Source organism: Vibrio sp. 704 (assembly GCF_033339295.1).
In genome coordinates, this window is record NZ_JAWOUH010001070.1 from 1 (window position 1) to 507 (window position 507).

At 35.7% G+C, this 507-nt stretch carries 1 pseudogene; it reads right to left on the bottom strand.

The features are described 5' to 3' along the window. Nucleotides 1-60: 60 nt before the first annotated feature. Nucleotides 61-210, bottom strand: a pseudogene (locus tag R7R24_RS30695) (HAD hydrolase-like protein); the annotation flags it as partial. Nucleotides 211-507 lie beyond the last annotated feature (297 nt).

Here is a 507-nt window from a genome sequence, read left to right on the forward strand (position 1 = left end):
GTCAAGATGTAGGCGGGCTAAATTCTCGACGTAGGCTTTGCGGAAAATCGTCTCAATTCATGCCGCATTGCGGCCAATGATCGATAGGTAAACATCTTCATAAAACGGAAGGTTTTGTACTTCACATGCTTCTTGGAAAATACGCATACAGACACGTTCAGTATCAAGAAGTAAACCATCCATATCAAAAATAGCAGCTTGGTATTTCATTACAGTACAGGCTTGTTGAGTGAGGGAACACATTCTGGCATAAGCCGACGTAATTTTCTCGGAAATTTACTTTTCTGTTTGTCGCAGCTGTATAAATCGGGTGTGGTCTTATTCGATAGGGTGACTTTATGGCTCTAAAACAAAAATGGTGACAGCGCAGCGTATATCATTCTAATTAATCAATATTATTTTTATTGGTACTGTTTATGTTTTTGTAGTTAATTTATTGTAAATATTGATTGTTTAAATGTTTTGGATTATTCCCGTAGAGTTTTTATAAAAACTATCTCTAATTAA